The following is a 22564-nucleotide window of genomic DNA, read 5'->3' as shown; positions in this document are numbered from 1 at the left end:
CGGCGACCGTCAGGTCACCGGCGCGTCATAACCGCGAGGGGAGGTGGACGTCGCGTTGGGCGCAGCCGCGCCGCGTTCGGGCTCGGCGGGCGTCTCCGGACGATCCGGCGTCGCACCGGTCGACGGCTCCGCATCCGAGGACTCGGCCGGCGAGCTCGATTCGGTGGTGGACGATTCCGATGCGGACGGCGCGCCTGATGAACTCGGGGCGGTGCGTGCTTCCCGCGCCGAGGCCGAGGCCGCGGTTGTCACGGTGCCCTCGGTCCCGCAGAGCGACAGGTTTCCGGACTTGTCGACGCGCTGTGTGAGCGTCGGATCCGATGGGATCCAGTTGGTGCCGACAAGGGTGTAGACCGAGATGTTGAAGGTCGGGGGCAGGAGGTCGCCCACGCTCGTCTCGGTGGTGTGCGTGACCGTTCCCGACGCCTGTGCGGGAACTTCCACTCGCTTCAGCTCTGCGCCGGTGAGCAGGAGCTTGTACACCAGACGATATCGATAGTTCGGTCCGACGACCGGCCACGTGAGTACGGCGCGACGGGACACGAAGGGCACACCGGTGTTGGTACAGGTGAAGGACGCGGGCCGCGGGGCCGTGCCCATCGTCAGGGTGATCTGTCCCGCGGTGATGTCGGTGAACGCGGCACGCGCAGGTGAGGGTTCCGCGAAGGCGAGGACGGCAGTCAGTGCGAGCGCGACAACCGGTGCACCCGTGCGCCATTCGCCGAGTGCATGGCGTGGCCCATCGGGCCGAGCCGGACGGATCGGAGTGGTTGCGGGGGGTTCCTCGGGAGATCCGCCTCGTGGCAGGTGATGTTGCGGCCGGAACGCAATCACGAGAAGAGCTGCTGCCAGGATGATTCCGGCGGCGAGGGCAGTGGGCGTCGATGACCAGGCCACGAGATAGCCGAGGTATGGCGCGTCGGCGAGGACGCGTTCGACGTCGGTGACCACGTAGGGGGCGGCGTCGGGGACGTCGTTGGCGTCGCCCTTGAGGACGAGGGGTACCGAGTTGCCGGTGCGTTCACCGACCGATGTCGCAGGCATCGCGTGCCCACTCACAACTCGCGACGGAAGCGGACCCAGTCACCCGAATCAACTTACTGTGAGGTAGGTTACTCGCCATGAAACTCAGGTCGGGAATGAAGAACGCAGCGTTGCGCCGCAGGTCACGCCTGCGAACGACCATGATCGCGGGGGCGGTGACGGCCGCATGCGCGGCGGCGGTGATCTCGCCCGCGGCGCCGGACGCGAATGCGGCCGATTTCTATACGCCGCCGGCGTCCTTCTCCACCGAACCCGGTTCGGTGATCCGGAGCCAGCAGATCCCGCTGCTCCTGCAGATCCCGGGCGCACCGAATCAGTGGCCGGGAACTGCCCGCAAGGTCATGTACACCTCGACCTACCAGGACGGAAAGCCCGCGGCGGTCACCGGGACCGTCGTCGAACCGACCGCGCCATGGCTCGGCAAGGGTCCGCGACCGACGCTCGTCGTCGGCCCGGGAACGATCGGTCAGGGTGACCAGTGCGCGGCGTCGAAGCTGATGGGCCTGCCGATGTCGATCGACATCACCAAGCCCAGCATCGGCGTCAACTACACCGCGCCGGAGATGTACTACATGCTGCTCAACGGTGTCCGTGTGTTCGTCACCGACTACATCGGTACGGGTACGCCGGGAATCCACACCTATGTCAACCGGTCCGAGACCGGACACGCGATGCTCGACGGCGCCCGGGCCGCGCTGCGTGCCTCCGGAGCCCCGGCGGATGCGCCGGTCGGATTCGCCGGGTACTCGCAGGGCGGTGGCGCAGCCGCATCCGCTGCCGAACTCGCCGCGACCTACGCGCCGGAACTGAACGTCCGTGCCAGTTACGCCGGCGCACCCCCGGCCGACCTGGAGAAGGTCATCCCGGCCATCGACGGCAGCACCATCGCCGGAGCCATCGGTTTCGCGATCAACGGTCTCACCGAACGGTATTCGGAGGTCGACGACGTGGTGCAGCGCGAGACCAACGCAGCCGGGAAGGCCGCGCTGAAGCAGATCTCCACCAGTTGCATCGGCGACATCATCCCCGCCCACGGGTTCCAGCAGACCAGGAACTGGACGCGCACCGGCGAGACGCTCTCCTCGGTGATCGCACGGTCGCCCGCGGTGCAGAAGGTGGTCGGCGAGCAGCGCATCGGTCGTCTCAAGCCGAATGCGCCGGTCTTCCTCGAGGGCGGGCTCAACGACGACGTGATCCCGTATGGCCAGGTCGCGCAGCTCGCGGCGGACTGGCGCGCCCAGGGGGCCGACGTCCGGTTCGTCACCGACCCGACACCGCCGATCCTGACCAAGTCGATCGTCAACCACGTCGTGCCGATGCTGGGCACCTTCCTGCCCGGCATGGAGTTCGTCCTCGGCGAGTTCCGTAAGTAACCGAACAGCACGAACGACGCCGCAGGGCCCGCCGACTGCGATCGGCGGGCCCTGTCCGTACCCGGGGCCCGGATGGCAGGATCGAGGAATGAACGATCCGCACGGGCCGGGGGGTGGTGCGACCGGGGAACCCCACGATCGAGACCCCGAACGCATCCCGACCCAGGCAGAGCTCGACGCCGAGGACCTCGCCGAGTTGGAGCGGTCGTCGCGCGACCGTGACCAGGCCTCGCTCTATCCGCCGCGACCGTCCGATCCGGGTGCGCCTCCGGCCGCTCTCGGCCTGCATGCCCGCGTGGTCTGGTGGGGTGCGGCAGTCATCGGACTCATCCTGGCGATCTACGGATTCTTCAATCTGAGCACCATCACCGACGACCTGCGGCTCCGCCTGCTCGAGGGCGTCGTGTCCGACCCGGCCAACTCCGCTCCCGAGGACCAGGTCGAGACGCTCGCGGGTTTCTTCCCGCCGTTCATGCTGGTCATGATCGTCGTGGTGTTGGTCATCGAGTACCTCCTCCTGGTGGCCGCGGCGACCCGCAACAGCCGCCACTGCCGCAACTTCTTCCTCGCCGCCGTGGTGGTCCATCTCCTCTGTATCCCGGTCGGCGTCGACCTTCTCTTCCGCTATCCGGACATCTCGTCGACGATGGTCGTCCTCAGCTATGTGCAGTTCGCTCTGCTGGTGATCGCCGCACTGTTCACCGTGCGGCGTTCGGTGAACAGTTGGCTGCCGGAATCGACGCGGATGAAGCCGACCCGCATGCTGCGCGGCCGCTGACACGTCCGCGGTCTCGTTGTAACGCCCGCCACCTGGCGGTTCGATCGGAATGATTCCGGGTACAGGTCGGTTGGAAAGAACGTTGGTTCAACACAGCTGGACATCCCACCCACCTGAACCCAGGAGGATTCTCTGATGGCAATCGAACCGGTGTACACCATCTCGTCCAAGGCATCCGGCGGAGGCCGCGACGGTGAGGTGGTCTCGGCCACCGGCCAGATCGACCTCGACCTCCGACCGCCGAAGGAGATGGGTGGCAGCGGCGACGGATCCAACCCGGAGGAACTCTTCTCGGCGGGCTACGCGGCATGCTTCCTCGGAGCGCTCCGTGCGACGTCGAAGGCGGCCGGCAGCCCCGTTCCCGACGATTCGACCGTGAACGTGACCGTCGGCATCGGCAAGGACCCGTCCGACGGCGGATTCGGCCTGACCGTGGCCATCGAGGTCTCGATCCCCGGCGTCGACGAGGCGAAGGCCCAGGAACTCGCGGACAAGGCACACGAGTTCTGCCCGTACTCCAAGGCCACCCGCGGCAACATCGACCAGAAGGTCACCGTCACCGTCTGACGCGCGTCACCCAGCCACTCCACCCGATCGTTTCTTCCCGACGGGGCGCTGAGTTATGCCCTGGAACAGCCCAGCCCAGATATGACAAGAAAGGAAGTTCTTGATCATGACCATCACCACCCCGATCACCAGCACCCTCACCGACGAGCAGCAGTCCGTGGCCGGAAAGGCCTTGCAGGACACCCTCGTCGACCTGATCGACCTGTCCCTGATCGCCAAGCAGGCCCACTGGAACGTGGTGGGCAGGCAGTTCCGGTCGGTACATCTCGACCTCGATGAACTCGTCACCGTTTCGCGCGAGTTCACCGACGCGGCCGCCGAGCGCGCAACCGCCATCGGTGTCAGCCCGGACGGGCGTGCCGAAACCGTGGCGAAGTCCGCCGGCACCAAGGGATTCGGCGAAGGCTGGACCAAGGACTCGGACGTCGTCGACGCCATCGTCGCCAACCTCAAGGCTGTGGTCGCGGGTCTCCGCGAGCGCATCGGAGCCACCGAGGAGGCCGACCCGGTGACGCAGGATCTGCTCATCTCGTTCGCATCGAAACTCGAACAGCTGCACTGGATGTGGCAGGCGCAGGTAGCCTGAGGCGAAGAAGACTCCCTCTCGTAGGGCCTCTCACAGCGACGAACCCCGCCGGTCTCACCGGCGGGGTTCGTCGTATTCGGATGTCGCTGTGGGTGTTCGATGGGCGTCAGTCGCCGGTCTTGTCGGCGGCCCTGGTCTCGGCGACGTCGGCGTCAGTGGTGATGGTGCCGGTGTCGTCGGCAACCGCATACGAATCGCGGAAGGAGACCCGCGGCGTCGACGCCGAGTGATAGAGCGCGATTCCGGCGAAGACCAGTGCGGCGATCCCGAAGATCGCGGACGCGGCGATGGTGACGATGTGGATGACCGTGGCGTACACGCCGTCCACCTGTCCGACCGCGACGGCACCCGCTGCGGCGAGTGCGGCACCCAGCAGGGCCCAGACCGCGCTGCGAATCCACGGAGCCACCACGGACGAGTAGAAGAGCCGCTGATAGATGGTGAGCGAGAACTCGTCGACCGCGGCCAACCGGACCTCGTCGTCGCCCGCGAGGTCACGCAGTTCGCGGGCGAGTGCCGTTTGCTGTTGCAGGGTCGCGGACTCCCGCTCCCGGTAACGAACGAAGGCAACGGCACCGAATGCCGACGCGAGAAGTCCCAACCCGACCATCACACCCCAATAGTCCACGGCACACACGCTACAACGCCGTCGGTCGGCACCCGTGAACCAGGTCACAGCCGCGGCGGTCGGCGCCGGTCACCGGGATATGCACACCGCCGGTTCGCGCGGGGAGTCGATGGGACCCGCCGTCGCTGATACGTTGGGCGACCGTCTGCGCCATCGCCATCACGAAGCCGTCCGACCCGCGGGTCGAACGGAGCCCCACACGGGAGGAACGCACTGACGGGAGGAATGCACTCGTGACGATCCGGTTGTTCGGGGCGTCGATCGTCTGTGTGATGGTCGGGCTGTTCATCAGCGCATCGGCGGGCCAGGCGGGGACGAGCGGTGCCGTGGCGTTCACCGACCCGCAGCCGGGGGCCGCTGTCATCTCCGGCGCCGAGCCGGATTCCGTCCTCGTCAGCAGGGAGTTCTATGCCCGCTCGGACGAGGCGATCCTCCTCGGACCGGGTGCCCTCGCCGAACCCGACGCCCGGCATCGTGTCGAAGAAGCAGCCGGCGACAAACACGTCCCGGTGCTCACCGTGACACCGGAGACCGCGGACGGCGTCGACGACGAACTGCGCCGTCTCGGCACGCATCGGGTGGTGCGACTCGGCGAGATCGGAGTACTCGAGGACCGGCCCTCGGTCGAGCTCGGGGACCTGCGGGGCAACCTGCCGCGAAGCGGAGACGAGCCGATCGTGATGGTCTCCCGGGACACCCCGATCGACGCGACCCTGACCGCGCGCTCCGCGGCACGCGTCGTCGAGCTGCCGACGCCCGACCCGCGAGCCACCGCGGATGCCGTCGCGGCGGTGACCGGGGCGTCGTCGGAGATCCCGATCCGGGCGGTCGGGTCCGGCTTCGGCGACGACGAGGCCTTCGCGCGACGCGTCGACCAGGCGCGTCGAACCCCGGAACTGCCGGGTGGCGGCCAGCTCGTGTTCCCGGGTCGACGGATGGTCGCGCTCTACGGGTCTCCCGATGCGCCGGCGCTCGGTCCGCTCGGGCGGCAGGGCATCGCGGAGTCGATCGACCGCGTCCGGCGACTCGCGGCCGACTTTCAGCGGGTCAGCGCCGAGCCGGTGATCCCGGCGTTCGAGATCATCGCGACCGTCGCATCGTCGGAACCGGGCGAGGGGGCCGAGTACACGAACATGCTCGACCCGGCTGTCCTGCGGCCGTGGGTCGAGGCGGCCGGTCGTGCCGGTGTCTACGTCACCCTCGACCTCCAGCCCGGCCGCATGGACTTCCTGACCCAGGCCCGGCGGTACGCCGACCTCCTGGCCCTGCCGCACGTCGGGCTGGCCCTCGACCCGGAGTGGCGCCTCAAACCGGATCAGGTGCACCTCACGCAGATCGGGTCCGTCGAGGCCGACGAGGTGAACCGCACGTCGGAGTGGCTCGCGGGCGTGGTGCGCGATCGCGGACTGCCGCAGAAGCTCTTCGTGCTGCACCAGTTCGACGCCGGGATGCTCGCACAGCGGAAGAACATCGTCACCGACCGACCGGATCTCCAGGTGGTCCTGCACGCGGACGGGCACGGGACGCCGCCGGTGAAGATGGAGACCTGGCGCAGATTGCTCGACGATCTCCCCGCGGGAGTGTGGATGGGCTGGAAGAATTTCTACACGGAGGACACGCCGACGTTCTCGCCGACGACGACCATGGCGGTCGCGCCGACACCCTGGTTCGTCTCGTACCAGTAGCGCGCCGGGAGACTGCCACCTCCGGGCTCCGACCGGCGCCCGGGACACGCGACCCGCCCCGCGACGTTCCGTCCGGCGGGGTGGACGCACCCGACTGGGAGGAGTCCCGGTGACCAACACTCCGGCCGACCCGCTGCGCGAACAGGATCGTCGCCATCCCGCCCCGACGGCCGCCGACCTGGCCGCGTGTCCGACCCCGGGCGAACGTGCCGACCCGCTGGCGATCCTCGCCAGGCAGGCGCAGAACCGGGTGCCCGACCTCATCCCCGTCCGGCACGCGCGGATGGCGGCGACGCCGTTCACGTTCTACCGGGGCGCGGCCGCCGTGATGGCCGACGATCTGTCCCGAACCCCGACACCGGCATCATCACCCAGCTGTGCGGGGATGCCCACCTGAGCAACCTGGGCCTTTTCTTCAGTCCGGAGCGTCGAATGGTCTTCGACCTCAACGACTTCGACGAGACGCACATCGGGCCCTTCGAATGGGACGTGAAACGGCTGGCGGCGAGTTTCGCGATCGCGGGCCGCAACAACGGATTCGACGACGCGACCAACCGGAAGATCGCCAAGACCGTGGCGAAGTTCTACCGGCAGACGATCGAGCAGAGTGTCTCGATGACCACGCTCGAATGCTGGTACGCCGGCATCGACGTCGAGGTCGTGATGAGGGACCTCGGGAACCTCTTCGACACGTCGATGACCGAGCGGACGCAGAGGGCGTTGCGCAAGGCCCGCCACCGCAACAGCGCCCAGGCGCTCGCCAAGCTCTGCGAGATCGACCCGGATGGCAACGCGCACATCCGCAGTGACCCGCCGCTGCTGGTGCCGATCAAGGAACGCTTCTCCGGCGAGGACGCCGCCGTGGTCGAGGAACGGGTCCGCGAGCGCGTCGACAGCTACCGGGCGACCCTGCCGCTGCATGTGCAGACGTTGCTCGCCCAGTTCTCACTTGTCGACATCGCCTTCAAGGTAGTGGGCGTCGGCAGTGTCGGGACCCGCGCCTGGATCGTGCTCATGATGGGCAGGTCCCTGGAGGACCCGCTCTTCCTGCAGGTCAAGGAGGCACAACGGTCCGTTCTCGCCGACCATGTGCCGTCGTCGGGCTTCGACAACCAGGGGCAGCGTGTCGTGGAGGGGCAGCGGCTCCTACAGGCGGCCAGCGATCTCTTCCTCGGCTGGTCGACGGGACTCGACGAGAACGGCGAGCGACGTGACTTCTACGTTCGCCAACTCCGCGACGGCAAGGGGTCGGTCGTCGTCGAGGCGCTCGAACCCGACGGCATGAAACTCTATGCGCGCCTGTGCGGGGTGGCGCTCGGTCAGGCTCACGCCCGGACGTCGACCCGGTTCGACATCGCTCGGTATCTCTCCGAGACAAAGGGTTTCGCCGACGCTATGGCGGAGTTCTCCATCGCCTACGCGGATCTCAACGACGCCGATCACGTCCAGATGACGGCGGCGATCAATCGCGGTGAGCTGAGTGTGTACGACCTCACCGCAGAGGGAAAGAACGCGGAGGGAAAGGGCTGAGTCGCATCCGGCTGTGGTACACAGACGGCAGGGCGAACCGACAGTCGAGATCGACAGGGAGACGAGTGCATGGACGACGCGACATTGCGGGATCGGGTGCGGGAGTTGATGCCTCGCGCGAAGTCGGACCTGACGGAGATGGTGCGGTTCCGCTCGGTCCACGACCCGCAGCAGTTCCCGACGGCGGAATGCGACGGCATGGTCGAGTGGTTGCTGGCAACGTTCCGTGAGCTCGGCGTCGACGATGTGGCCGCGCATGTGACGAGTGACGGATCCAAGGCCGTCACCGGGCAGATCCCCGGTCCGGAAGGCGCGCCGACCGTCCTGCTGTACTTCCACCACGACGTGCAGCCGCCGCTGGGTGATGACGAATGGGATTCGCCGGTGTGGGAGCTGACCGAGCGCAACGGCCGCTGGTACGGGCGCGGAGCAGCCGACTGCAAGGGCAACATCGCTGTCCACCTCACCGCGCTTCGCGCGCTGGCCGGTGACCTCGGCGTCACCGTGAAGATCATCGGCGAGGGCTCGGAGGAGCAGGGGACCGGTGGACTCGAGCACTTCGCGGTCGAGAACCCCGACCTGTTGCGCGCCGATGCGATCCTGATCGCCGACTCCGGCAACTTCGCGGTCGGCAAACCCAGCCTCACCACGACGCTGCGCGGCATCGCCAACATCGATGTGACGGTCGAAACCCTGCAGTCGGCAATGCATTCCGGGATGTTCGGTGGAGCCGCGCCGGATGCACTCGCCGCGCTGATCTCGATGCTCGCCACCCTGCGCGACGAGCACGGCAACACCACCGTCACCGGCCTCGACGCCGACGCGGAGTGGCCCGGGGTGTCCTATCCGCCCGAGCAGTTCCGTTCGGACGCAACGGTTCTCGACGGCGTCGAACTCGTGGGTTCCGGATCGGTGTCGGACATGGTGTGGGCGCGGCCCGCGGCGACGGTGCTCGGCATCGACTGCCCGCCGGTGGTCGGGTCGTCGGCCGCGGTCCAACCGCGCGCACGAGCACGCATCAACCTTCGGGTGCCACCGGGAATGGACCCCACATACGCCCAGGACGCACTCGTCGAACACCTCGAGGCGGTCACCCCGTGGAATGCGCGGGTGTCCTTCGAACGCGAGGCGGTCGGATCGCCGTTCGTCGGTTCGACGTCCGGCCCCGCCTACGAGACGCTCACCGACGCGCTGGCGGCCGCATACGGCAGCGAGGTGCTGATCCAGGGGCAGGGCGGGTCGATCCCGCTGTGCAACGTCCTGCAGAGCACCTTCCCCGACGCCGAGATCATGCTCTTCGGTGTCGAGGAGCCGCAGTGCCTGATCCATGCGCCCAACGAGAGCGTCGCCCCGACCGAGATCGAGCGGATCGCGCTCGCCGAGGCGCTGTTCCTGCGCGACTATGCGTCGCGCGCGGCCCAGACCGGCCGGACGGCGGACGCCGCCGGGGCGAGCGGCGTCTGATCGGGCTCGGATAGCCCGCCGAACCGCCGCACCAGCAGGTCCTTGAGCTCGGGTCGGCTCGCGGCGACGAGCACGAACGAGGCCTCCCGGAACAGTCGCTCCGGGTCGCTGCCGCGGAGCAGTGCCTCACCGCCACGTGCCGCGACCAGGGTGGCGGCTGCATCGAGGGCGAGTCGGGCGGCGTCGGCCCGTGCGGCGAGCAACGAGGCGGCGTCGCTCATCGCCGAGTCGAGGGCGACGCGTGCCTCGTCGGCGCGCTCGCGGAGCCGGCGGGCGGCCGGTGCCTGCCCTGCGACGTCGAGGAGTGCGGTACAGCGTCGGAGCAGCCCTAACGGCAGCGTGCCGTTGAGTCGGACACCGACGTTCTGATTGGCGAAGAACTCGGCCGACGTGACCCGACTGACGACTCGGGTGTCGGGAACCGCGAGCTCGTCGACCTGCACCGACACCGTCGCCGTCGCCGCCGCTGCCGTCAGTGCGAGCGGGGATGCCCGGACGCCGGACGGTAGATCGGCGGTGGGGAGGATCGCGGCGATGACATCGTCGGTCGCCGCGTCGCGGGCCGAGATCTGCAGGAGGTCGACCAGGCCCCAGCCGCTGACGAAGGGAGCGTGCCCGGTGAAGGACCAGCCCCGGCCGGTGCGGGTGGCCGTCATCCGGGGCGGGGTCGGCACGACGCCGGCGTAGGCGACGCCTACCCGCAACCGGCCGGCGACGGTGGGCTGGAGCAGTTCGTCGCGTAACGGCGAGTTCGGGGTCCGTGACAGGGAGATGACGACACCGTGGTGCTGGAGCCAGGTGAAAGCGGTCGACAGACAACCGCTGACGAGGATCTCCAGGATCTCGGTGACCTCGCCGAACTCGAGGCCGGGTCCGCCGGCCTCGACCGGCGCGGCGATGCCGTAGAGGCCGGCATCGGCGAGTGCCCGCCAGTGGGATGCCGGGACGGTGCCGGTCCGGTCCACCTCCGCGGCCGCGGGGAACAGGACATCGTCGGCGATGCGGAGGGCTTCCGCGCGCAGGGCATTCCGGCGAGCGGTCGGGTCCTGGGTGCTCACGGAGTCCACCCTACGTCCCCCGGATGGTGGACGCCTGACCCAGTCCCTGAGCGAAGTGGATAGGGAAAGTCCGCGCCCCGCAGCACAATCCCGTGACAAGAACCCGTCGATTTGGGACCAAAGGCCCAAGACCGGGAATCGGCCCGTCGGTAATCTCTGATGTGGGTTGGAGGAGAAGTCTCGTGGAAGGAATCAGGTGGGCCCAGGTCCCAATGGTAGTGACGGGCAAGTGATGAGCATTGCGCCGGAACGTGTTTCGCCTAGCGAACAGGTTTCCCGCGTCGCGGTGTCCGACTTGCGTACCAGTGAGCGGTATCTACGCGCCGCCGTCACCGACCTCATCGAGCGTAATTTCCGCGACCCGGATTTCAGTGTCGAGGTCGTGGCACGGCACCTCCACGTGAGCCGCCGACACCTCTACCGTGTGCTCGCCGGCAGTCCGACCTCGCTGGCCGAGATGATCGCCGACCGCCGTCTGGAGTGGGCGCGCCGCCTGCTCGCCGGGCCGGGGAATCTGAAACTAGAAGCGGTGGCACATGCTTCGGGCTTCGCCTCCACGGCGACGATGCGGAACCGCTTCCGTGCGAGATACGGGGTCACCCCGGACGAGTTCCGTCGCGCCGCCACGGCGCCCGACGCAGAAGCCAGCTGATACATGTCGGCGCAAGCACTTTGGTGCTTGCGCCGATGGTGTGTGCACCTCACGCCGGTAGGGCTTCGGCAATTCCCGACTGTCCGAATTGTCGACATTCGGGCACGGTGAGATCTTCGGCGTGGTACGACTACATCGCACGCCCGTCCTGGTGCGGGCCGGTGGAAGGCGTACGGCATGAGGAGCTTTCGATGTCGATCGTCGGCTCAGGCACCCCGCGGCGCGTTGGTCGCGCTCATCGTCACCTGGGGCCTGGTCCTGTCCGGTTGCTCCTCCGGCGGGTCGGCAACCGAGTCGAATCCCGAACTCAGACAGATCGATGTCGCCGCGATGACCGCGACCCTCGACGACGCGATCGAGGAACTCCTGGTGCCCGGTGCGCTTGCGCTGATCCGGACCCCCGCAGGGACTCACACGGTTTCGGCCGGTACCACGACAACGGGCGATGACATCGCGCCCGCGGCGACCGACACAACGCTTTCGGCGCCGTTCTGACACGGATATCAGTACGGCCCGCTGCAGGTCTCGGACAAGCCGATGGCGCCCGAGGAGACCGCGGCGGCGAGGGCCGGAACCCTGCAGCCCAACGATGTGACGGTGATGAGCCCCTCGTGGGCCTGGGCGGCCGGCGGCGTCGTCTCGACCGCCGACGACCTGATGACCTGGATCGAGGCGTTCGTCGGCGGAGACCTCCTCGACGACGCCGACCAGCAGTTGTGGTGGGACAGCATCCGGATCCAGCACACACTCCCTGCTCGGTGAGTGTGCCCGCCAACGGTTTTCGAGCCAGCGGCGCACCGCCAGGCCGTCAGATCGTGCAGAGCGGTGAGTAGTCGCTGCGGCCGCCGGTGGTCGGTGAGACGAGGAAGGTGCACGGGTTGAAGCCGACCTTCTCGATCTCCTTGGTCAGTCGACGCAGTTCGGAGTTCGAGACGACCTTGTCGCGGGAGAGCAGGAATCCCGATGCCCGAGTGGGATCGCCGACGATCGAGTACTTGTACGGCCCATCGGGATTGCCGCCGTCCTCGAGATGGGCGACGATGTAGTTCGGTGCACCGTTGGGGTTGATGCTCGCCGGTGTCTGCGGGAATCGCACGGACAGTTGAGCATTCGACTTGGTGTCCACGACGGTGGCCTGTCCGATGACCCCGCCCTTCATCCCGGTGGGGCCGGTGCACTGGTTGTCGACGCCGATGGTCTTCGCGTCGATGCGGGTGTAGAAGGCGCTGGTGTCGCGGGCGCAGGTGACGCCCCAGAACGACGGAACGGTGGCCAGCTGCCACCACTTGCCGAGATAGCGGTCGACGTCGAGTTTCTCGACGGGCGCCAGGGGCGCCGCCTGTGCCGGGGCCGCCCCGACGGTGAAGCCGATACTGGCGACAATGCCGGCGACAAGGGCTGCGAGGGTGCGTGTGACGCGCATGATGTTCCTTTCGTGGGCCGATCGTCTCCGTCGAGCCCCGGTGGGCTGTCAACAGAGGTTCGGACCAGGAACGCGTCACGGATGGGTCGAGCACCTCGCGGGCCTTGCCGGCCGGCATCATCGCTGGTGGAGCGGGGAGATCACATGTTGTAGGCGTTGTTCGGGTTCCAGGTGGAGACCGCCCAGATGACGATGAGGTCGAGGACGATGATCAGGATGGCCCACGCCGGGTAGTACGGCAGCCACAGGAACTGGGCGACGATCGACAGCGAGGCGATCACGATCGCTCCGATCCGCGCCCAGTCGGCACCTACCGCGAGGCCGCCGGCGATCAGGATGCCGACGATGCCGAGGATGAGGTGGATCCAGCCCCACGCGGTGAGGTCGAACTCGAAGATGTAGTTGCTTCCGACGACGAAGAGCTCGTCGTTGGCGATCGCCGCGATTCCCTGGAAGATCGAGACGAGACCTGCGACGAACAGCAGTGCGGCGGCGACGATCGAGATGCCGAAGGCGAAGCCCTGTTTCGCGGACGAGTTCGCCTGCTCATCGGTGGAAGCGCTCATGGTGGCGTCCTTTCGTGGTGGTGTGAACGCCGGCATCCAGAGGTCCTGGGCGACGGCGCGGGGGCGTTGTTGCGGGTGGACCTTAACCAAGGATGGGACGTCCGACCCGTCTCCCGCGGCGTTTCGTTCAGTTCCGGCACATCTTTGACCAGGCGATTTAATACTCGGCGGGGGTCGGGTATAAGCTATCGCAGGCTACACACGGGGTGTGGCGCAGCTTGGTAGCGCGCTTCGTTCGGGACGAAGAGGTCGTGGGTTCGAATCCCGCCACCCCGACAGAGATCGACCACGGTCGGTCAGCAAGATGTGTTGGTTGAGACACAAGCAGTGAGACCCCGGTCCGCAGAGATGCGGCCGGGGTTTCCTCGTTTCCCGTCACCTTGCGGGCTGCTCAGATCTCCTGCTCCGACGAGACCCGCCCGCCGATGTGCGCGAGGATCTCCGGGTCGTCGGTGACGAACCGATCCACCTCTTCACCACCGTCACAGCGCAGCAGACTCACGGTGACGCCCTCCGGGCCGCGGTGGATGACACGCCAGCCGGCCCCCGAGTCCTCCCAGCGGCGTAGATCGTCGAGCGTCATCGGGCGGCCTCTTTCAACAGCCCAGCTGCCGGGCCAGATCGAGCAGATCGGTCGCGTGGAAGTCGTTGTCCGGAGACCCGGAGTCGTCCTTCGGCTCGCCGCCCCATTCGTCGGGCCGCTCGATGAACGCGGTGCGCAGGCCGAAGGAACGCGCGGCGTCGAGGTCGGTCTGGTGGGTGGCGACCATCATCACCTCGTCCGGCTCGACCTCGAGGAGCTCGGCCAGGCCACAGTAGGTCTCGCGTGCCGGCTTGTAGTGCTTCCAGAGGTCGGAGCCGCCGATGACGTCCCACGCGAAGTCGTCGTGCCGCGCCATGTCGGTCAGCAACGCCACTGTTCCGTTGCTGAGGGCGCACACGATGTGGTCCCGCTTGAGACGCCGTATCCCCTCGGCGGCGTCGGGCCAGCCCGGGATGGTGCGCCACGCGCGCACGAGGACGCGGCTCTGCTCGGCGTCGAGAGTCACGCCGAAGGCTGTTGCGACATCGTGAAGGGTCTCGGTCTGCAGATCGTCGAGACGGCGCCAGGGGAGCTCTCCGGACTCGACGCGCGCGAGGATCGGCGAGTAGCGGCGACGCCACTCGCGGGCGAAGTCGGCGGCGTCGACCCCGGGCACGGTCTGTGCGACGGCACCGGAGATGCCGGTGAACCAGTCGGTGACCGTGCCGAAGGTGTCGAACGCCAGAACCTTCACACCGAGAATCGGCACGGCCTCACAGGGTCTCGCGCGCCAGCTGCGGCAGCGACTGGTCGGCGTCGTAGTCGGCGTCGCCGTGCGAGACCGGCGTCAGGGTGACCAGGCTGGCCTCCGGCCGGCAGCAGAACCGTGCCGGTGCGTACGGCGAGGTGCCCAGCCCGGCACTGACGTGCAGCTTCATCGACGAGCCCCAGTTCGACGGCCCCTTCACCCGGGAACGGTCGATGTGGCAGTTGGTGACGAGCGCGCCGAAGAACGGCAGGCACAACTGGCCGCCGTGGGTGTGGCCGGCCATGACGAGGTCGTAACCGTCGTCGGCGAAACGGTCGAGGACCCGCGGTTCGGGGGAGTGGGTCAGGCCGAGCCGCAGGTGTGCCAGGGGGTTCGGGCGACCGGCGATGGTCTCGTAACGATCCCGCTCGATGTGCGGATCGTCGACACCGGCCGCGACCACACGCACCCCGCTGACCTCGAGCTCGCGCACGGTGTGCGTGGCGTCGAGCCAGCCGCGTTCGGTGAACGCCGCCCGCAGGTCCTGCCAGGGGAGCGGTTCGCCGTGGGTGCGCTGGTGATTCTTCTTGAAGTACTTGAACGGGTTCTTCGGCTTGGGGCCGAAGTAGTCGTTGGAACCGAAGACGAACAGACCGGGACGTGACAGCAGCCCGCCGAGGGACTGGATCACCGCCGGCACCGCCTGCGGGTGCGCGAGGTTGTCTCCGGTGTTGACCACCAGATCCGGTTCCAGTGCCTCGAGCTCGGAGATCCACGCCTGCTTGAGTCGCTGGTTGGGCATCATGTGCAGGTCGCTGATGTGCAGGACCCGCAGGGGAGAGGCGCCGGGTTCGAGGACCGACAGCGTCGTGTGGCGCAGGGCGAAGGCGTTGCGCTCGATGACGGTCGAGTAGACGAGGCCGGCCGCGGCGAGTCCCGCGGCACCGATCAGTGCGCGCGAACCGACCCCGGAACCGGACGAACCGAGGCGTGACCGGCCGAGGCGTGCGAAGTCGAGTTCGGAGTGCTGCATCTGTTCAGAATACGCACCTCCGAGCGCATGCCCATCCCTTCGGCGGCGCTCCGGTGCGCGGCTCAGCCGGGCAGTTGGATGACGACCGGTCCGACGCCGGGGACCACCACGGTGGTCTCGGTGGGGCCGTTGCTGTCACTGCCGCCGGCACGACGACCGTTGCTGACGTAGATCGTCACGGTGCTGCCGGGCATCGCGGAGTCCGACGGCGCGGTGAACACGACCGTGCCCTTCGAGCGTCCGCTGTCGACTTCCAGCTCGTTGACCTTGAAGCCGGCGCGCTGCAGGCGCGAGGTGGCCTCACTGGCGGTCAACCCGCTGACCTGGGGGATTCGTCCGCGGTCGCTGCCGTTCCAGTACTCGCGGTCGATCGGAGGGAGCCGGACCGGGCCGTACTTGGTGGCAACCGGCTTCATGGCCTGGAACCACGTGCGCGCCGGTTCCATGCCGCCGTAGAGGTCACCGTCGTAGCAGGACCGCAGCGGGCTGCTGCAGACGCCCTGCGGGTTGGGGCCGTCGCTGTAGACGTATGCCGCACCGGCGATCTGGTTGGTGAAGCCGACGAACGCGGAGCTGCGGTGCGCCTCGGTGGTACCCGTCTTGCCCGACATGGGCAGCGTCCAGCCGGCGGAACCGGCCGCGCCGGCCGCGGTGCCGCCACCCCTGTCGTCCTTGCTCAGTGCATTGGCGAGGGTCTCGGCCAGACCCTTGTCGACGACCTGCTCGCATCCGGGGGAGTTGAACGGGACCGACGTGAGGGCGCGCTGTCCGTCGGGACCGATCACCGGGTTGCCGTACTGGTCGCGCTTGACGCGGCTGATCGCCTTGATCGGATTGGGCGGACACCAGGTGCCGCCCGAGGCGATGGTCGCGGCCACGTTGGCGAGTTCGAGGCCGTTGAGCGGCAGCGGTCCGAGGGTGAACGAGCCGAAGTTCCCGTCCTTGACGTACTGCGCCATGCTCTTCTCGCCGTAACCCGACGAGCCGGGCACCGTGTAGGAGCGCAGGCCGAGACGCACGGCCATGTCGACGGCCGGCTTCACGCCGACCTGCTGCAGCAGCTTGACGAACGCGGTGTTCGGCGACTGCGCGAGCGCGTCGGACACCGACAACGAAGCCGGGTAGCGGCCGTCGTTCTTGACGCAGTAGGCGTTGACCGGGCAGCCGTTGGCCCCGGCGCTGTTGCCCATGCCCTCCACGGCGACGAAACCGGGGACCGGGATGCTCGAGCCCGCACCGAGCCCCTTCTCCATGGCCGCGGCGACGGTGAAGATCTTGAACACCGAGCCCGCACCGTCACCGACCATCGAGAACGGTTGTGGCTGCATCGTCTCGCCGGCGTTGAGGTCGAGGCCGTACCTGCGACTGGACGCCATCGACAGCACGTCGTGGGACTTGTCGCCGGGGCGGATGGTGCTCATCACGTCGGCCACGCCGTCGGCGGTCGGACTCGCCTGCGCCTTCACGGCACGATTCGTCGCCCGCTGGACGTCGGGATCGAGGGTGGTCTGGATGATGAATCCGCCGCGGAGCACCGAATTGCGGGACATGCCGTTCTCGGCGAGGAACTGTAGCGCGTAGTCGCAGAAGAAGCCCTCGGAGTCGGCGGCGATACAACCCTGTGTCGGCGTCCGCGGACTCGGCAGCACGCCCAGCGGCGTCTCCTTGGCCGCCACCAGTTCGGCGCGTCGTTCGGGGAAGTTGTCGATCATCGTGTCCAGCACGAGGTTCCGGCGGGTCAGCGTTCCCTCGGCGTTGCTGTAGGGGTTGAGCGCCGAACTCGACTGGACCATGCCGGCCAGCATCGCCGCCTGCTGGACCTTCAGGTCCTTGGCCGGGATCCCGAAGTACGTCTGCGCGGCCGCCTCGATGCCGTAGGCGTTGTTGCCGAAGGGCACGACGTTCAGATAGCGGGTGACGATCTGCTTCTTCGCCTCCTGCTTGGCCGCGGCGTCGTCGAGTCCCTTGTCGCGCTTGGCCTGGTCGATGAGGGTCTGCTCGAGCGTCAGCGCCATGCGCACCTCGCGCAGCTTGCGCGCCGGGGTGGTCTCGACGGCGGCCTGGCGGTCGGCCTCGGTGCGGGCCAGCACGAGTAGTTGATAGTTCTTGATGTACTGCTGATCGAGCGTCGACGCACCCTGCTGGACCTCACCCGACGACGAGTTCTTCAGCGCGGCGCGGATGGTGCCCTTCCAGTCGACGCCGTCGTGTTCGAGGAAGCGCCGGTCCTCGACGGAGATGATCGCGCGGATCATGTCGGGCGAGATGTCGTTGTATCCGACCTGGTATCGGTACTGGTCGAACAGCACTGCGATCGGCTTCCCGTTGACGTCGGTCATGGTGGTGACCTCCGGCAAGGTGCCGTTCAGGAGTTCGGAGGAGACGTTCTCGACTGCCGCGGCCGCCCGGTTGGAGACGACGCCGACCCCACTGGCCACCGGATAGAGCAGGCCCGCGACGAGAACCCCGGCCAGCAGGCTCGCCCCGGCCAGTGACCACAGTTTCTTCGACATCACCCCGACAGGATACGTGCGATCGGGCCGAACATCGCCCAGCCTCGCCCCCGGGATCCTCTGGGTGCGTTGTGCCTGGACACGCTGCCGGCGTGCTGGAAGAAGGCGCCGGCGGCGCGTCGGCGCAACCCCGAACCAACGTGAATGCAACCCCCCGATCAGATGAGTTTGCACGGTGGTCCCACTTTGTTGCGCTCCAGGGGTTGCGCACCCATGCACAGATCCCTAGATTGAGTGCAGAATGTGACTTACGTAACAGTTGGCTGTAAATATGGTCTGAGCAGCGAGTTGAGTCCCGGTTTCGGGGCTATGCGGAACACGACAAGTAGGGGTGGCGGATGGCGACAGCGGCAGTTTCTACCGGAGAAGATCGCCTGGCCTGGGTGGCCAGGGCACGATGCCGAGGAGGAGACCCCGACGACCTGTTCGTGAGAGGAGCAGCGCAGCGTAAGGCCGCAACGATCTGCCGGCACTGCCCGGTGCAGCTCGAATGCGGTGCCGACGCCCTAGACAACCGCGTCGAATTCGGTGTCTGGGGTGGCCTGACCGAACGTCAGCGTCGCGCGCTCCTGCGCCAGCACCCCGAGGTCACCTCGTGGTCGGCGTTCTTCGAAGCCCAGCGCCGCCGCCAGCGCGCCGACGCGGTCTGACCCACCCGACACCTCTTCAGCCAAAGCAATTCGGCTCGACCGGCGAAAGTCGGCCGAGCCGATTGCCATCGGTCTCCCGGTGGTGAGGGAGCTCAGCCACGTCCGGTGATCTGCTCCGCGACGGCGCGGAGTGCGGTCACGTCCGCGACCTCGAACGGCAGCGCCGGGACCCCGACGATCGGGACCCGCGGATGGGCCGCCGTGAAACGCTGCAGCAAGTGGAGTTCGCGCTTACCGGTGGCGGCGCGATCGGCGTGGATCTGCAGCACCCCCCGGGTCAGGTCGTCGGTGACCGACTCGAGTGCCACCAGCGCCGCCTCTTCGTGGATCGACGTCAGGTTCGGATGGGTCCGGTTGAGGATCAGACCCGCCAGCGGCATCGTCTCCTCCGACAGCCGGTCGACGAAGAACGCCGCCTCCCGCAGCGCGTCGGCCTCGGCCGCCGCGACCACCGCGAACTGCGTACCGGGCTGCTTGAGCAGCTCGTAGGTCTTCAGCGCGCGATCCTGGAAGCCGCCGAACATCGAGTCCAGGGACTGGACGAACATCGCGACGTCGCGCAGCATGTCCCCGCCGATGATGGTGGAGACGCCGCGCATCGCCAGGCTCATCGCGCCGGTCACCATGCGGCCGACGCCGCGTCCGCCGCCGACCAGCACCTTCATCAGCCGGCCCGACAGGAACGAACCGAGACGCTGTGGTGCGTCGAGGAAGTCGAGGGCGTTCCGGGAGGGCGGGGTGTCGACGACGATGAGATCCCAGTGATCCTGCTCGAGCAGCTTGCCGAGCTTCTCCATCGCCATGTACTCCTGCGTGCCGGAGAACGACGACGCGACCGTCTGATAGAAGGCGTTCTGCATGATCGCCTCGGCGCGTTCGGGAGTGGAGTACTCGAGCACCATCTCGTCGAAGGTGCGCCGCATGTCGAGCATCATCGCGTCGAGCGTGCCCTTGCCGTCGATCGGCACGGGCTGCGGCTCGTTGGTGAGTTCGGACATCCCGAGTGACTGGGCGAGACGCTTGGCCGGGTCGATGGTGAGGACCGCGACGGTGCGTCCCTGCTCGGCGGCGTACATCGCCATCGCGGCCGCGGTCGTGGTCTTGCCGACGCCGCCGGCTCCGCAACAGATGACGACGCGGGTCGCGGGGTCGGTCAGCACCGCCCCCATCTTGAGGTCGAGTGGCATCACGCACCCGCTTTCTGGAGAAGGTTGGCCAGCTCGTAGATGGAACCGAGGTCGACGCCGTCGCCCAGGGACGGCATCTCGAGCGTCGGCAGTTCCACCTCGTCGAGCTGGGCCTTCGCGATCTGTTGCGCCTGCAGGCGGGTCGCGTGCTCGATGGTCTCGGTGAGCAGACCGGACAGGTCGCCGTCGGTGAGCTTCACGCCGGCGGCCGTCAGGTTCTCCTCGATACGCGAGGCGTCGATCTGGCCCTCGGCGATCTCGTCGATCGTGTCGGCGGGCAGGTGCGGTGCACTGACCCGGTTGATGATGAGGCTGCCGAGGTTGAGGTTCTTGCCGCGCAGCTCCTCGATCGCCTCGATGGTCTCCTGGATCGGCATCGCCTCGAGCAGCGTCACGAGGTGGACGACGGTCTCCTCGGAATGCAGCAGGCGGACGACGCCCTCGCTCTGATTGCGGATCGGACCGGTCTTGGCGAGGTCGGCCATCGCCTGGGTGACGTCGAGGAAGTTGCCGATCCGGCCGGTCGGCGGTGCGTCGACGACCACCGCGTCGTACACGCGGTTGCCCTGCTTGTCGGTGTGGATGATGCGCTCTTTGATCTTGCCGGTGAGCAGCACGTCGCGCAGGCCCGGTGCCACTGTGGTCACGAAGTCGATGGCGCCGATGCGCTTCATCGCCCGGCCGGCGAAGCCGAGGTTGTAGAACATGTCGAGGTATTCGAGCAGTGCGTGCTCGATGTCGACGGCGAGCGCCGACACCTCGCCGCCGCCCTCGGCGGTCGCGATCTTGGTGTCGGTCGGCGGCAGCGGCGGGATGTCGAAGAGCTGCGCGATACCCTGCCGCCCCTCGGTCTCCACCAGGAGAACCTTCTTGCCGTCGGCGGCGAGCGCGAGTGCGAGTGCTGCCGCGATGGTCGTCTTACCCGTTCCGCCCTTGCCCGATACGAAGTGCAACCGGGCGCGCGATGCCGCGTCCGGCCACTCGTTGTCGACAGTGACTGAAGACTTGTCTGTCACGCCGGAATCGAGACCTTCCCCCGCCCCGGAACGTGAGCCCTGTTCATTGGCCACCGCAACACCTTATCCATTGATGGTCGGCAGATAGGGTGAGTCCATGAGTGAAGTGACCGCCTGGGAATACGTGACGGTGCCGCTGCTGACGCATGCGACCAAACAGATCCTCGATCAGTGGGGTGCCGACGGCTGGGAACTGGTGTCGGTGCTGCCCGGCCCGACCGGTGAGCAGCACGTCGCCTACCTGAAGCGACCGAAGGGCTGAACATGGCAGCGACCTGGACAGATCGACTCGCCGAGCTCGGCATCGCGCTGCCCGACGTGGTGCCTCCGGTGGCGAGTTACACGCCGGCCGTGCGCACCGGAAACCTCGTCTACACCTCGGGTCAGCTCCCGGTCGTCAACGGCGAACTCTCGGTCCACGGCAAGGTGTCCGACGGCGCCGAGGGCGTCGTGCGTCCGGATGAGGCCACCGCCGCGGCCCGTGCGTGCGCGTTGAACGCGCTCGCCGCCGTGCATGCGCTGGTCGGAATCGACTCGGTCGTGCGCATCGTCAAGGTGGTCGGCTTCGTCGCGTCGGCGCCGGGCTTCACCGGACAGCCGAAGGTCATCAACGGCGCATCGGACGTGTTGGGCGAGATCTTCGGGGACGCGGGCGTGCACGCTCGTTCGGCCGTCGGTGTCGCCGAGCTCCCGCTCGGTGCGCCGGTCGAGGTGGAACTGATCGTCGAAGTGGCCTGACGCCGGTTTGGACGTCGCGCTACTGATCGTCGCGGCCGCAGCTGCCGGATGGGTCGACGCCGTGGTCGGCGGCGGGGGACTGGTGTTGATCCCCGCGATGCTGATCGCGCAACCCGGCCTGCCGACGGCGACGGCGCTCGGCACCAACAAGCTCGCCGCGGTCTTCGGTACCGCGTCGGCGGCCTGGCGCTACGTGCGGCACGTGCGCATCGACCTGCGCAGGCTGATCCCGGTGTTCGTCGCCGCGCTCGTGTTCTCGGCTCTCGGTGCGCTGGTGGCGATCTCGCTGCCGACGGAGATCTTCACGCCGATCGTGCTGGTGATGCTCGTCGGCGTCGGGCTCTTCGTCGCGCTGAACCCCGGTTTCGGCGGTGACGCGTCGACGGGACCGCGATCGCGTCTGTCGACGATCGCCGGACTGGTCATCGCCGGCGTCGTGATCGCCTTCTACGACGGCGTCATGGGGCCCGGGACCGGGACCTTCCTCATCATCAGCCTGACCGCTCTGGTGGGGACTTCCTTCCTGGAGAGTTCGGCGATGGCCAAGGTCATCAACACCGGTACCAACCTAGGGGCGCTGACGGTGTTCGGGCTCCAGGGAAATGTGCTGTGGCTCTTGGGTCTCGGACTGGCCGTCGCCAACATCGTCGGCGCCCAGATCGGCTCGCACATGGCCATCGGGCGCGGTAGTTCGTTCGTGCGGTGGGTGCTCCTGGCCGTCGTCGTGGTGATGGTCGGGAAGTTGGGGTACGACCTGATCACCGACTGATCCACGTGCGCAGGCGAAAAGGCGTGGCGGTGC

At 67.8% G+C, this 22564-nt stretch carries 24 protein-coding genes, 1 tRNA gene and 1 pseudogene; 15 read left to right on the top strand and 11 right to left on the bottom strand.

The genetic code is table 11. The features are described 5' to 3' along the window. Positions 1-9: 9 nt before the first annotated feature. Complete coding sequence (locus BLU62_RS21420) at positions 10-1044, bottom strand: hypothetical protein (RefSeq protein ID WP_074851985.1); 1035 nt, start codon at positions 1042-1044, stop codon at positions 10-12. Positions 1045-1121: 77 nt separating this feature from the next. Between BLU62_RS21420 and BLU62_RS21415 the strand changes: the two genes are divergently transcribed. The 4 genes from BLU62_RS21415 to BLU62_RS21400 all read left to right on the top strand — a co-directional run bounded on the left by BLU62_RS21415 (position 1122) and on the right by BLU62_RS21400 (position 4348). Beyond that, positions 1122-2417: a lipase family protein gene (locus tag BLU62_RS21415; RefSeq protein WP_084811845.1), complete on the top strand. Its 1296-nt coding sequence runs from the start codon at positions 1122-1124 to the stop codon at positions 2415-2417. Between the two features lie 88 nt (positions 2418-2505). Beyond that, positions 2506-3195 carry a hypothetical protein gene (locus BLU62_RS21410; RefSeq protein ID WP_074851983.1) on the top strand — a complete coding sequence of 230 codons (690 nt, stop codon included), beginning with the start codon at positions 2506-2508 and terminating at the stop codon, positions 3193-3195. Positions 3196-3330: 135 nt separating this feature from the next. After that, entirely contained in the window at positions 3331-3762 is a 432-nt protein-coding gene (locus tag BLU62_RS21405; protein WP_074851982.1) for an organic hydroperoxide resistance protein, read from the top strand. A gap of 106 nt (positions 3763-3868) precedes the next feature. Then, positions 3869-4348, top strand: a complete 480-nt coding sequence (locus BLU62_RS21400) for a Dps family protein (protein ID WP_074851981.1) — start codon at positions 3869-3871, stop codon at positions 4346-4348. 106 nt (positions 4349-4454) lie between these two features. On the opposite strand, the gene BLU62_RS21395 is transcribed toward BLU62_RS21400, so the two are convergent. Continuing rightward, positions 4455-4985 carry a hypothetical protein gene (locus tag BLU62_RS21395; RefSeq protein WP_074851980.1) on the bottom strand — a complete coding sequence of 177 codons (531 nt, stop codon included), beginning with the start codon at positions 4983-4985 and terminating at the stop codon, positions 4455-4457. 224 nt (positions 4986-5209) lie between these two features. Here BLU62_RS21395 and BLU62_RS21385 point away from each other — a divergent pair, with 224 nt between their 5' ends. From BLU62_RS21385 to BLU62_RS21375, 3 genes and pseudogenes are all read left to right on the top strand, one after another. Then, positions 5210-6661 (top strand): hypothetical protein, encoded by a 1452-nt coding sequence (locus BLU62_RS21385; RefSeq protein WP_074851978.1) that lies wholly within the window; start codon positions 5210-5212, stop codon positions 6659-6661. Positions 6662-6770: 109 nt separating this feature from the next. Continuing rightward, a pseudogene (locus tag BLU62_RS21380) lies at positions 6771-8191 on the top strand (DUF2252 domain-containing protein). 69 nt (positions 8192-8260) lie between these two features. Beyond that, positions 8261-9655 carry a dipeptidase gene (locus BLU62_RS21375; protein WP_074851977.1) on the top strand — a complete coding sequence of 465 codons (1395 nt, stop codon included), beginning with the start codon at positions 8261-8263 and terminating at the stop codon, positions 9653-9655. On the opposite strand, the gene BLU62_RS21370 is transcribed toward BLU62_RS21375, so the two are convergent. Next, positions 9592-10713: an acyl-CoA dehydrogenase family protein gene (locus BLU62_RS21370; protein ID WP_084811929.1), complete on the bottom strand. Its 1122-nt coding sequence runs from the start codon at positions 10711-10713 to the stop codon at positions 9592-9594. The two genes, BLU62_RS21375 and BLU62_RS21370, sit on opposite strands and share 64 nt — an antisense overlap. Before the next feature lie 196 nt (positions 10714-10909). Between BLU62_RS21370 and BLU62_RS21365 the strand changes: the two genes are divergently transcribed. The 3 genes from BLU62_RS21365 to BLU62_RS21355 all read left to right on the top strand — a co-directional run bounded on the left by BLU62_RS21365 (position 10910) and on the right by BLU62_RS21355 (position 12127). Further along, on the top strand, positions 10910-11365 hold the full coding sequence (locus tag BLU62_RS21365; protein WP_084811844.1) for a helix-turn-helix transcriptional regulator: 456 nt from the start codon (positions 10910-10912) through the stop codon (positions 11363-11365). Positions 11366-11542: 177 nt separating this feature from the next. Beyond that, a complete protein-coding gene (locus BLU62_RS21360) occupies positions 11543-11860 on the top strand; it encodes a hypothetical protein (protein WP_139180058.1) in 318 nt (105 codons plus the stop codon). 42 nt (positions 11861-11902) lie between these two features. Further along, positions 11903-12127 (top strand): serine hydrolase family protein, encoded by a 225-nt coding sequence (locus BLU62_RS21355; protein ID WP_074851974.1) that lies wholly within the window; start codon positions 11903-11905, stop codon positions 12125-12127. Positions 12128-12173: 46 nt separating this feature from the next. Here BLU62_RS21355 and BLU62_RS21350 read toward each other — a convergent pair whose 3' ends face one another. Further along, positions 12174-12788 (bottom strand): lipocalin family protein, encoded by a 615-nt coding sequence (locus tag BLU62_RS21350; protein WP_074851973.1) that lies wholly within the window; start codon positions 12786-12788, stop codon positions 12174-12176. A gap of 140 nt (positions 12789-12928) precedes the next feature. Continuing rightward, positions 12929-13354 carry a DUF7144 family membrane protein gene (locus BLU62_RS21345; RefSeq protein WP_074851972.1) on the bottom strand — a complete coding sequence of 142 codons (426 nt, stop codon included), beginning with the start codon at positions 13352-13354 and terminating at the stop codon, positions 12929-12931. A 202-nt stretch (positions 13355-13556) separates the two neighbouring features. On the opposite strand from BLU62_RS21345, the gene BLU62_RS21340 reads away from it, so the two are divergent. Beyond that, positions 13557-13630 (top strand) — tRNA-Pro (locus tag BLU62_RS21340). Positions 13631-13745: 115 nt separating this feature from the next. On the opposite strand, the gene BLU62_RS21335 is transcribed toward BLU62_RS21340, so the two are convergent. From BLU62_RS21335 to BLU62_RS21320, 4 genes are all read right to left on the bottom strand, one after another. After that, positions 13746-13937 (bottom strand): hypothetical protein, encoded by a 192-nt coding sequence (locus BLU62_RS21335; protein ID WP_074851971.1) that lies wholly within the window; start codon positions 13935-13937, stop codon positions 13746-13748. 13 nt (positions 13938-13950) lie between these two features. Further along, on the bottom strand, positions 13951-14646 hold the full coding sequence (locus BLU62_RS21330) for a haloacid dehalogenase type II (RefSeq protein WP_084811843.1): 696 nt from the start codon (positions 14644-14646) through the stop codon (positions 13951-13953). A 4-nt stretch (positions 14647-14650) separates the two neighbouring features. Then, positions 14651-15658 carry a metallophosphoesterase gene (locus tag BLU62_RS21325; protein ID WP_074851970.1) on the bottom strand — a complete coding sequence of 336 codons (1008 nt, stop codon included), beginning with the start codon at positions 15656-15658 and terminating at the stop codon, positions 14651-14653. A 62-nt stretch (positions 15659-15720) separates the two neighbouring features. Then, positions 15721-18171, bottom strand: a complete 2451-nt coding sequence (locus tag BLU62_RS21320; protein WP_074851969.1) for a penicillin-binding protein — start codon at positions 18169-18171, stop codon at positions 15721-15723. 338 nt (positions 18172-18509) lie between these two features. Here BLU62_RS21320 and BLU62_RS21315 point away from each other — a divergent pair, with 338 nt between their 5' ends. After that, the gene (locus BLU62_RS21315; protein WP_024499565.1) at positions 18510-18821 is read left to right on the top strand and encodes a WhiB family transcriptional regulator; all 312 of its coding nucleotides are present in this window, start codon (positions 18510-18512) and stop codon (positions 18819-18821) included. Positions 18822-18913: 92 nt separating this feature from the next. Here the strand turns inward: BLU62_RS21315 and bagB are convergent, their stop codons facing one another. Beyond that, on the bottom strand, positions 18914-20008 hold the full coding sequence (gene bagB, locus BLU62_RS21310; RefSeq protein ID WP_074851968.1) for an ArsA family ATPase: 1095 nt from the start codon (positions 20006-20008) through the stop codon (positions 18914-18916). After that, entirely contained in the window at positions 20008-21078 is a 1071-nt protein-coding gene (gene bagA, locus BLU62_RS21305) for an ATPase BagA (protein ID WP_074851967.1), read from the bottom strand. The genes bagB and bagA overlap by 1 nt, the downstream gene beginning before the upstream one ends. A 43-nt stretch (positions 21079-21121) precedes the next feature. Here bagA and sp36 point away from each other — a divergent pair, with 43 nt between their 5' ends. From sp36 to BLU62_RS21290, 3 genes are read left to right on the top strand one after another with little or no spacing between them, the layout of a single operon-like run. After that, on the top strand, positions 21122-21286 hold the full coding sequence (gene sp36 / locus BLU62_RS31925) for a Sp36 family protein (protein ID WP_004022081.1): 165 nt from the start codon (positions 21122-21124) through the stop codon (positions 21284-21286). Positions 21287-21288: 2 nt separating this feature from the next. Further along, positions 21289-21762: a RidA family protein gene (locus BLU62_RS21295; RefSeq protein WP_074851966.1), complete on the top strand. Its 474-nt coding sequence runs from the start codon at positions 21289-21291 to the stop codon at positions 21760-21762. A gap of 7 nt (positions 21763-21769) precedes the next feature. Beyond that, a complete protein-coding gene (locus BLU62_RS21290) occupies positions 21770-22531 on the top strand; it encodes a TSUP family transporter (protein ID WP_074851965.1) in 762 nt (253 codons plus the stop codon). Positions 22532-22564 lie beyond the last annotated feature (33 nt).

The organism is Gordonia westfalica (assembly GCF_900105725.1).
Taxonomy (GTDB): Bacteria; Actinomycetota; Actinomycetes; order Mycobacteriales; family Mycobacteriaceae; genus Gordonia; species Gordonia westfalica.
The sequence above is the reverse complement of the archived record's forward strand: the minus strand, read 5'-3'. Positions and strand labels throughout refer to the sequence as shown.

What these genes read in the sequence shown, in the direction of transcription:
- bagB (WP_074851968.1), bottom strand. Translation starts at nt 20,008, where the DNA reads ATGCCACTCGACCTCAAGATGGGGGCGGTGCTGACCGACCCCGCGACC.
- BLU62_RS21420 (WP_074851985.1), bottom strand. Translation starts at nt 1,044, where the DNA reads ATGCCTGCGACATCGGTCGGTGAACGCACCGGCAACTCGGTACCCCTC.
- sp36 (WP_004022081.1), top strand. Translation starts at nt 21,122, where the DNA reads ATGAGTGAAGTGACCGCCTGGGAATACGTGACGGTGCCGCTGCTGACG.
- BLU62_RS21325 (WP_074851970.1), bottom strand. Translation starts at nt 15,658, where the DNA reads ATGCAGCACTCCGAACTCGACTTCGCACGCCTCGGCCGGTCACGCCTC.
- BLU62_RS21400 (WP_074851981.1), top strand. Translation starts at nt 3,869, where the DNA reads ATGACCATCACCACCCCGATCACCAGCACCCTCACCGACGAGCAGCAG.
- BLU62_RS21360 (WP_139180058.1), top strand. Translation starts at nt 11,543, where the DNA reads ATGAGGAGCTTTCGATGTCGATCGTCGGCTCAGGCACCCCGCGGCGCG.
- BLU62_RS21410 (WP_074851983.1), top strand. Translation starts at nt 2,506, where the DNA reads ATGAACGATCCGCACGGGCCGGGGGGTGGTGCGACCGGGGAACCCCAC.
- BLU62_RS21295 (WP_074851966.1), top strand. Translation starts at nt 21,289, where the DNA reads ATGGCAGCGACCTGGACAGATCGACTCGCCGAGCTCGGCATCGCGCTG.
- BLU62_RS21335 (WP_074851971.1), bottom strand. Translation starts at nt 13,937, where the DNA reads ATGACGCTCGACGATCTACGCCGCTGGGAGGACTCGGGGGCCGGCTGG.
- BLU62_RS21405 (WP_074851982.1), top strand. Translation starts at nt 3,331, where the DNA reads ATGGCAATCGAACCGGTGTACACCATCTCGTCCAAGGCATCCGGCGGA.
- BLU62_RS21315 (WP_024499565.1), top strand. Translation starts at nt 18,510, where the DNA reads ATGGCGACAGCGGCAGTTTCTACCGGAGAAGATCGCCTGGCCTGGGTG.
- BLU62_RS21320 (WP_074851969.1), bottom strand. Translation starts at nt 18,171, where the DNA reads ATGTCGAAGAAACTGTGGTCACTGGCCGGGGCGAGCCTGCTGGCCGGG.
- BLU62_RS21345 (WP_074851972.1), bottom strand. Translation starts at nt 13,354, where the DNA reads ATGAGCGCTTCCACCGATGAGCAGGCGAACTCGTCCGCGAAACAGGGC.
- BLU62_RS21350 (WP_074851973.1), bottom strand. Translation starts at nt 12,788, where the DNA reads ATGCGCGTCACACGCACCCTCGCAGCCCTTGTCGCCGGCATTGTCGCC.
- BLU62_RS21415 (WP_084811845.1), top strand. Translation starts at nt 1,122, where the DNA reads ATGAAACTCAGGTCGGGAATGAAGAACGCAGCGTTGCGCCGCAGGTCA.
- BLU62_RS21355 (WP_074851974.1), top strand. Translation starts at nt 11,903, where the DNA reads ATGGCGCCCGAGGAGACCGCGGCGGCGAGGGCCGGAACCCTGCAGCCC.
- BLU62_RS21375 (WP_074851977.1), top strand. Translation starts at nt 8,261, where the DNA reads ATGGACGACGCGACATTGCGGGATCGGGTGCGGGAGTTGATGCCTCGC.